The 8,488-nt window shown below is 61.1% G+C and carries 9 protein-coding genes; all 9 read left to right on the top strand.

The features are described 5' to 3' along the window. The coding region (locus J0I64_RS06800; RefSeq protein WP_291406842.1) for a septum formation initiator family protein at window positions 1–425 on the top strand (425 nt) is incomplete at its 5' end. Between the two features lie 116 nt (window positions 426–541). Then, complete coding sequence (gene pdhA / locus J0I64_RS06795) at window positions 542–1,561, top strand: pyruvate dehydrogenase (acetyl-transferring) E1 component subunit alpha (RefSeq protein ID WP_291406841.1); 1,020 nt, start codon at window positions 542–544, stop codon at window positions 1,559–1,561. A gap of 7 nt (window positions 1,562–1,568) precedes the next feature. Beyond that, window positions 1,569–1,970 carry a hypothetical protein gene (locus J0I64_RS06790; RefSeq protein ID WP_291406840.1) on the top strand — a complete coding sequence of 134 codons (402 nt, stop codon included), beginning with the start codon at window positions 1,569–1,571 and terminating at the stop codon, window positions 1,968–1,970. A 1-nt stretch (window position 1,971) separates the two neighbouring features. Further along, window positions 1,972–3,357: a pyruvate dehydrogenase complex E1 component subunit beta gene (locus J0I64_RS06785; protein ID WP_291406839.1), complete on the top strand. Its 1,386-nt coding sequence runs from the start codon at window positions 1,972–1,974 to the stop codon at window positions 3,355–3,357. A gap of 11 nt (window positions 3,358–3,368) precedes the next feature. Further along, window positions 3,369–4,715: a pyruvate dehydrogenase complex dihydrolipoamide acetyltransferase gene (locus J0I64_RS06780; protein WP_291406838.1), complete on the top strand. Its 1,347-nt coding sequence runs from the start codon at window positions 3,369–3,371 to the stop codon at window positions 4,713–4,715. 13 nt (window positions 4,716–4,728) lie between these two features. Continuing rightward, window positions 4,729–5,376 carry an SGNH/GDSL hydrolase family protein gene (locus tag J0I64_RS06775; RefSeq protein WP_291406837.1) on the top strand — a complete coding sequence of 216 codons (648 nt, stop codon included), beginning with the start codon at window positions 4,729–4,731 and terminating at the stop codon, window positions 5,374–5,376. 29 nt (window positions 5,377–5,405) lie between these two features. Beyond that, on the top strand, window positions 5,406–6,845 hold the full coding sequence (gene lpdA / locus J0I64_RS06770) for a dihydrolipoyl dehydrogenase (RefSeq protein ID WP_291406836.1): 1,440 nt from the start codon (window positions 5,406–5,408) through the stop codon (window positions 6,843–6,845). A gap of 90 nt (window positions 6,846–6,935) precedes the next feature. Continuing rightward, a complete protein-coding gene (locus J0I64_RS06765; RefSeq protein WP_291406835.1) occupies window positions 6,936–7,976 on the top strand; it encodes a Gfo/Idh/MocA family oxidoreductase in 1,041 nt (346 codons plus the stop codon). Window positions 7,977–8,064: 88 nt separating this feature from the next. Next, window positions 8,065–8,488 (top strand): radical SAM protein (locus tag J0I64_RS06760; protein ID WP_366933709.1); only part of this gene is annotated, 424 nt, incomplete at its 3' end.

Genomic DNA, 8,488 nt, shown 5'->3' with positions numbered 1-8,488 from the left:
TGAGCGAACCTCTAATTGGTCTGCTCATGCCCACGCGACTCAAGCGCCCTCCATTCTGGCGTCCACTGGCTCTTGCTGTGACGCTTCTAGCCTTTCAGGGCTATCTTGGCTATTCGGCCATCAGCGGCAATTTTGGTATCGAGAGTCGCGAGGCGATCCATGCCGATATTCAGGTGCTGAAGGATCGTTCTTCGGCGCTGCAGGCGGAAATCGACAGCTTCACCCATCGCAATTCACTTATGAATCCGCGTCATCTGGACCCCGATATCGTGACTGAGCGGGCGAGGGCATTGCTGAACATGGCCAATGCCGACGACATTCTGGTCATGGTCGACCCTGCCACTGGTAAACCGATTTCCGGTAAATTCCAAGAATTAATCGACGATCAGTTAATCAAAATTATCGAAGCAGATTCAACGCTTTAACGCGTTATTTTGTGCTTTTCGCGAGCAATTTTATCTGTCAAAAGCTTGCGCTATAGTGCGAGAAGTGGCCAGATCGGCCAAGCGGCAAATTCCATTCTATACCGGGAGCCCCACCCATGGCGCGCAAGGCGACGGCCACTTCGGCCAAGACGCAGGCCAATGCCCCTCAGCTTACCAATGAACAGGAGCTCGACGCCTTCCGTGAAATGCTGCTCATCCGGCGTTTCGAGGAAAAGGCCGGCCAGATGTATGGCATGGGCCTGATCGGCGGCTTCTGCCACCTCTATATCGGCCAGGAAGCTGTCGTCACCGGCATCACCATGGCGTCGGAAAAGGGCAAGGATGCTCAGATCACCGGCTACCGTGATCACGGCCACATGCTGGTCATGGGTCTCGACCCCAAGGGTGTCATGGCCGAGCTGACCGGCCGCCAGGGCGGCCTGTCGAAGGGCAAGGGCGGCTCCATGCACATGTTCTCCAACGAGCACCGGTTCTATGGCGGCAACGGCATCGTTGGTGCACAGGTTTCGCTCGGCACGGGTCTGGCTTTTGCTTCGAAGTACAAGGGTGACGGCTCGGTGAGCCTTGCCTATTTCGGCGACGGCGCTGCCAACCAGGGTCAGGTCTACGAAAGCTTCAACATGGCCAAGCTCTGGAAGCTGCCGGTCGTGTTCGTGATCGAGAACAACAAGTATGCCATGGGTACGTCGATCGAGCGCGCTGCCGCGACGACCGATTTCTCCATGCGCGGCGCTTCGTTCGATATTCCGGGCGAGCAGGTCGACGGCATGGACGTTCGCATGGTCTATGACGCCGCTAAGCGCGCTATCGAGCATGCCCGTTCCGGCAACGGTCCCTACATCCTCGAAATGCTGACCTACCGCTATCGCGGTCACTCCATGTCCGACCCGGCGAAGTATCGCTCCAAGGACGAAGTGACCAAGTATCGTCAGGAGCGCGACCCGATCGAACAGGTTCGTGCGCGTCTGCTCGAAGCTGGTGTGGTGACCGAGGACGATCTCAAGAAGATCGAGACCGACATTCGTGCAATCGTCACGGAAGCGGCGGATTTTGCCACCAATGATCCGGAGCCGGATGCTTCGGAGCTGTGGACCGACATCACGATCGAGGCCTGATCTCACGATGAGCATCCTGCTCGGCGTCATCATGCTGTTTGCACTGCTGTCCGGCCTGCTTGCGGCCGGGCAGGCCGTTGCGATCAGCCGTATGGCGTCGGCCTCTGGTCCGAGCTTGAGCGACTGGGTTTTTGGCTGGTGGCGGTTTGACCGTATCGCCAGCTGGGCCGGTCTCAGCGGCGAAGTGCAGGCTGCCATCTACAAGCGTGCCGTTATCGGCTGCCTTGTATTCGTGGTCCTCGGGCTGATCCTGAGCGGTTGGGTTGCCAACCGTCAGGCGCCTGTCGAGATCAACGCCTCTTCTGCCCCCATCAACGATTGGCGCGTGCTGCCCGCCGCGCAATTTGCCGAACAATTCGAACTTCGCCGCGTGGCCCCCATGCCCGGCACTACCATTCTGGAGAGCTGATATGCCCCAAATCCTCATGCCCGCCCTGTCGCCAACGATGGAAGAGGGCAAGCTCGCCAAGTGGCTGGTCAAGGTCGGTGATACCGTCAAGTCCGGCGACGTGCTGGCCGAAATCGAAACCGACAAGGCAACGATGGAAGTTGAGTCTGTCGACGAAGGCGTGGTTCGCGAAATTCTCGTGGCCGAGGGCACTGAAGGCGTGAAGGTGAATACGCCGATCGCGCTGGTTCTGGCCGAAGGCGAAAGCGCCGGTGCAGCACCGGCTGCGGCTCCTGCAGCAGCAGAAGAACCCGCGCCGAGCATGGTTCAGGCCGAAGCGCCGGCCGCGGCACCCTCAGCTGCTGTTCCCGCCGCTCCGAAGTTCGAAGCGCAGGCCGATCCGGACCTGCCGGAAGGCGTCGAGATGGTTGAGCTGACCGTTCGCCAGGCGCTGAACGAAGCCATGGCCGAAGAAATGCGTGCCAACCCCGACATCTTCATCATGGGTGAGGAGGTCGCTGAATATCAGGGTGCCTATAAGGTGACCCAGGGCCTGCTGCAGGAGTTTGGTCCGCAGCGCGTCGTCGATACCCCGATCACCGAGCACGGCTTTGCCGGTCTCGCTGTCGGCGCGGCCTTTGCCGGCCTGCGTCCGATCGTCGAATTCATGACCTGGAACTTTGCTATGCAGGCAATCGACCAGATCATCAATTCGGCTGCCAAGCAGCTCTATATGTCCGGTGGCCAGGTCACCGCGCCGATGGTGTTCCGCGGCCCGAACGGCGTCGCTTCGCGCGTTGCCGCTCAGCACAGCCAGGACTACTCGGCTTGGTACAGCCACGTTCCGGGCCTGACCGTCATCGCGCCCTATAGCGCCGCTGACGCCAAGGGCCTCCTCAAGGCTGCCATTCGTTCGCCGAACCCGGTCGTCTTCCTCGAAAACGAAATTCTCTATGGTTCGACCGGCCTTGTGCCGAAGGTTGACGACTATGTCCTGCCGATCGGCAAGGCCCGCATCGCCCGCAAGGGGGCCGATGTGACCATCGTGTCCTTCTCCATGGGTATGCGCTATGCGACCCAGGCAACGGAAAAGCTGGTTGCTGCTGGCGTCGACGTGGAACTGATCGATCTGCGCACGCTGCGTCCGATGGACAGCGACACGGTCATCGAGTCGGTCAAGAAGACCGGTCGCCTCGTGACCGTGGAAGAAGGCTGGCCGCAGGGCGGTATCGGTGCCGAGCTGTCGGCCCGCGTTTCCGAGCAGGCCTTCGACTATCTCGATGCGCCCGTGCTGCGAGTGACCGGCAAGGACGTTCCGATGCCCTATGCCGCGAACCTCGAAAAGCTGGCACAGCCCAATGTTGACGAAGTGATCGCGGCCGTGAATGCCGTGACCTATCGCTCGTAAGGAGACCCGGTATGCCAATCGATATCACCATGCCGGCGCTCTCTCCCACGATGGAAGAGGGCAAGCTCGCCAAGTGGCACGTCAAGGAAGGCGACTCTGTCTCTTCCGGTGACGTGATCGCCGAAATCGAAACCGACAAGGCCACGATGGAAGTCGAGGCCGTGGACGAGGGCAAGATCGGTAAGATTCTTGTTGCCGAAGGCAGCGAGAATGTGAAGGTCAACGCCGTTATTGCCGTGCTGCTGCAGGAAGGCGAAGACGCCGGTTCCATCGGTGCGCCGAAGGCGGAAGCGCCCAAGGCTCCGCCGGCTCCTGCCGCTGCTCCGGAAGCCCCGAAGGCCGCCGCTCCGGCACCTATCGCGACCAATTCGAATACCGGCTCCAGCGCTCCGGCGGCTGCGGCCAAGGCTCCAGCAAAGTCGGAAGGCGGCCGTGTGTTCGCCTCGCCGCTGGCCAAGCGTCTTGCCAAGGAAGCCGGCATCGATCTGTCGACCGTTGCCGGCTCGGGCCCGAAGGGCCGCGTCGTCAAGTCGGACGTGGAAGCTGCCAAGTCCGGCAAGGGTTTTTCCAAGCCTGCTGCCGGTGCTCCGGCTGCTGCTGCGGCGCCTGCGACCGGCATGAGCAAGAACCAGGTCATGGCGCTCTACGAGGAAGGCTCGTACGAAGTCGTTCCGAACGACGGCATGCGCAAGGTCGTGGCTGCGCGCCTGACCGAGAGCAAGCAGACCGTTCCGCACTTCTACCTGACGCTCGATTGCAAGATCGACGCGCTGATGGCCGCGCGTGAACAGATCAATGCCGCTGCGCCCAAGGGCAAGGACGGCAAGCCGGGCTACAAGCTCTCGGTCAATGACTTCGTCATGAAGGCCTGGGCCGTTGCGCTGCAGCGCGTGCCGGCCGCCAATGCGACCTGGGCCGGGGACTCGATCCTCTACCACAAGCGTTCGGACGTTGCCGTTGCCGTGTCCGTGCCGGGCGGTCTTTTCACCCCAGTGGTGAAGTCGGCCGATACGAAAACCCTGCGCGAAATCTCGGAAGAGGTGAAGGATCTGGCGACCCGCGCCAAGTCCAAGAAGCTCGCCCCGCATGAATACCAGGGCGGTTCGTCCTCGGTGTCCAACCTCGGCATGTTCGGCATCAAGCACTTTGCCGCCGTTATCAACCCGCCGCATGGCACGATCCTCGCGGTCGGTGCCGGCGAAGAGCGCGTCTATCCCGAGAACGGCCAGATCAAGATCGGCCAGTTCATGACGGTAACGCTCTCCTGCGATCACCGCGCCGTCGATGGTGCGCTGGGTGCAGAACTGCTCGGTGTGTTCAAGGGCCTGATCGAAAACCCGGTGATGATGCTGGCCTAAAGGGGCAGGGCGCATGAAGACCATTCTCGCCTATGGCGATAGTCTGACCTATGGGGCTAATCCCCAGCCCGATGGGTTGCGGCATGCCTATGAGAACCGCTGGCCGAGCGTGCTCGAAGAGGGTTTGGGCGACAATGTCAGGGTGATCGCCGAGGGTCTCGGCGGTCGCACCACGGCGTTCGATGATGGCTCTGCCAGCTCGGACCGCAATGGTGCCCGCATCCTTCCTGTTCTGCTGGACAGCCATAAGCCGCTGGACCTGGTCATCATCATGCTCGGCTCCAACGACCTGAAGCCGGCGATCCATGGACGGGCGATCACCGCCTCCTATGGCATTCGCAAGCTTATCCAGGTCGTCCGCGGGCAGTTCGTCAATCCAGGCGAAACGCAGCCAGCAATTCTGGTCGTCAGCCCGCCGCATCTGGTGCAAACCAAGCACGCCGAAATGGGCATCCATTTCGGTGGTGACGCGGCGATCGCTGAATCCAAGCTGATGGCTGGCTATTACCGCACGCGCGCCAAGGAATATGGCGCGCACTTCTTCGACGCTGCCGATGTTGCCCATGCCGATCCGCTGGATGGGGTGCATCTCGATGCTGCCAATACGCGCGCCATCGGCACCGGGCTAATCCCCGTCGTCAAATCCATTCTGGGTCTCTGACCCGACATTTCGACTTACTGGAGGCCCTCATGGCTGACCAATACGATCTTCTCGTCATCGGCGCCGGTCCCGGCGGTTATGTTGCCGCGATTCGCGGCGCGCAGCTTGGCATGAAGGTGGCTATCGTCGAGCGCGAGCATATGGCTGGCATCTGCTCCAACTGGGGCTGTATCCCGACCAAGGCACTGCTGCGCTCGGCCGAAATCTACGGCCACATGGGCCACGCCAAGGACTACGGTCTGACCGCCGAAAAGTTCGGATTCGACCTCGACGGCATCGTCAAGCGTTCGCGTGCCATTGCGGCGCAGATGAACAATGGCGTGCAGTTCCTGATGAAGAAGAACAAGATCGACATCATCTGGGGCGAGGCGACCATCACCAAGCCCGGTGAGATCAAGGTTGCGGCCTCCAAGAAGCCGATCGTGCAGCCGCAGGGCCCCGTGCCGAAGAATGCGCTCGGCGAGGGTACCTACAAGGCCAAGAACATCATCATCGCGACCGGCGCGCGCCCGCGCGTGCTGCCGGGCATCGAGCCCGATGGCGATAAGATCTGGACCTATTTTGAAGCGCTGAAGCCGGCCGAGATGCCGAAGTCGCTGGTGGTCATGGGTTCGGGTGCCATCGGCATCGAATTCGCTTCGTTCTACCGCTCGTTCGGTGCCGAAGTGACCGTCATAGAACTGCTGCCGCAGATCCTGCCGGTGGAAGATGCCGAAATCTCGGCTCTCGCCCGCAAGCGTCTCGAAAAGCGCGGCATCAAGATTCTGACCGAAGCTAAGGTCGCTAAGGTCGAAAAGACCAAGGACGGCGTTGTCGCTCACGTCGAAACCAAGGACGGCAAGACGCAGCAGATCGCTGGCGACAAGCTGATCTCGGCTGTTGGCGTGCAGTGCAATATCGAAGGCCTGGGCCTCGAAACGGTCGGCGTGAAGACTGAGCGTGGCGCCATTGTCATCGACAGCTATGGCAAGACCAATGTCGACGGCATCTGGGCCATTGGCGACGTTGCCGGCCCGCCGATGCTGGCGCATAAGGCCGAGCATGAAGCCGTCATCACGGTCGAGAAGATCGCCGGCCTCAAGGTCCATGGTCTTGAAAAGCTGAAGGTGCCGGGTTGCACCTATTGCGAGCCACAGGTGGCAAGCGTGGGCCTGACCGAAGCCAAGGCCAAGGAAGCCGGTCGCGAGATCAAGGTCGGTCGTTTTCCCTTCGTGGGCAATGGCAAGGCGATCGCGCTGGGTGAGCCTGATGGCCTTGTTAAGACCATCTTCGATGCGAAAACTGGGGAACTTCTCGGCGCCCATATGATTGGTGCCGAAGTCACCGAGCTCATCCAGGGCTTTGTCGTGGCGATGAATCTCGAAACCACCGAAGAAGAACTCATCCACACCATCTTCCCGCATCCCACGCTGAGCGAAACGATGAAGGAAAGCGTGCTCGACGCTTATGGGCGCGCGCTGAACATCTGAGCCGGCAGCTTCATTCACACGACGTCATCCGGGCGCTTGTCCGGATGATCCCGACTGCGGGGCGATACCCAAACCAGAGGAGTTATCCACATGGTCAAGGCAATTCAGATCGGCCTCGGACACTGGGGTTTTAGCTGGTCCAAGGAAGTTATCCCCAAAGTTCCCACTGTTGAGATGGTGGGCTATGTGGATACCAGCCCCGATGCGACAGGCAGGGTCCAGACCGAGCTGGGGATCGACCCAAAGCTCTGTTTTTCGAGCCTTGAAGACGCGGCGCATCACACAGATGCGGTGCTGGCGATCTGCACCCTGCGGACCGAGGCGCATTACCCAGTCGTGAAGCGTTGCCTCGAACTGGGCTACAACGTCATCGTCGAAAAGCCCTTCACCACGACCATTGCCCAGGGCAAGGAACTGGTGGCGCTCGCTAAAGCGCAGGGCAAGGTGCTGATGGTCAGCCAGAACTATCGCCATCAGCCAGCGCCGATTGCGGCGGCCAAGCTGATTGCCGAGAACAAGTTCGGCGCCATGAACATGGTGTCCATCGACTTCCGCCGGCACGGGCCGAGCCAGGGCTACCGCTATTGGGACATGCCCGATCCGTTGCTGGCCGACATGTCGATCCACCACTTTGACCTGATGCGCTACGTGCTCAATGACGAGCCGGTCCGGCTTTCCTGCCGCACGTGGAATCCGCCGGGCAGCCCGTTCCATTTCCATCCGAGCGGCGCGGCGCTGATCGAGTTCTCCAAGGGTACGATGGTCTCCTATCGCGCCAGCTGGATGAATTCTGGCCCGGTGACGCCTTGGGCTGGCGAGTGGGTGATGGACGCGGCAGAGGGCCAGATTCATTGGACCTCGCGCGATCATTTCCGCGACAAGACCGGTCCGGATATCGTTACGCTTCAGCCGCTCGACGAGAAGCCAACGCCGGTCAAACTCGATGCGGTCGAATTTCCCGATCGGCGCGGCACGCTCAATACCATTGCCGGCGTCATCGCGACCGGGCAGGTGCCGGTCGGGTTTAGTTCGGGACAAGACAATCTCGGCTCGCTTGCACTGGTGCAGGCGAGCATCCTCTCGGCCTCGCGTGGGGGCGACTGGACCGCGATTTCTGAAGTTTTAGGCTAGCGTCAACGCAAGCCTGCTTATCACTAAGGCCGGGTTGAACCGGCCGCTCTTGGGAGCGATATAGGGGCAAGCCCCAGACAGGACTATCATGGTCACGCTCATCGACAATTCGGTTGCAAAACCGCGCCACCCGGAAAAGGCCAATCGGCCCGACAGCATCGTGCTGCGCAAGCCCGACTGGATCCGCGTCAAGGCGCCGGGTTCGCCCGTCTACAAGGAAACCCAGCAGATCGTGCGCGAGAACAATCTCGTCACGGTTTGCGAGGAAGCTGGCTGCCCGAACATCGGCGAGTGCTGGAGCAAGAAGCACGCGACCATGATGATCATGGGCGAGATCTGCACCCGCGCCTGCGCCTTCTGCAATGTGCGCACCGGTATGCCGACCGCGCTCGATCCGCACGAGCCGGAGAATGTCGCGCGGGCCGTGGCCAAGCTTGGCCTCGAGCATGTCGTCATCACCTCGGTGGACCGCGATGACCTGGCCGATGGCGGCGCTCAGCATTTTGCCGATG

The organism is Devosia sp., assembly GCF_017307565.1.
In the GTDB taxonomy this organism is placed as follows: Bacteria; Pseudomonadota; Alphaproteobacteria; order Rhizobiales; family Devosiaceae; genus Devosia.
The sequence above is the reverse complement of the archived record's forward strand: the minus strand, read 5'-3'. Positions and strand labels throughout refer to the sequence as shown.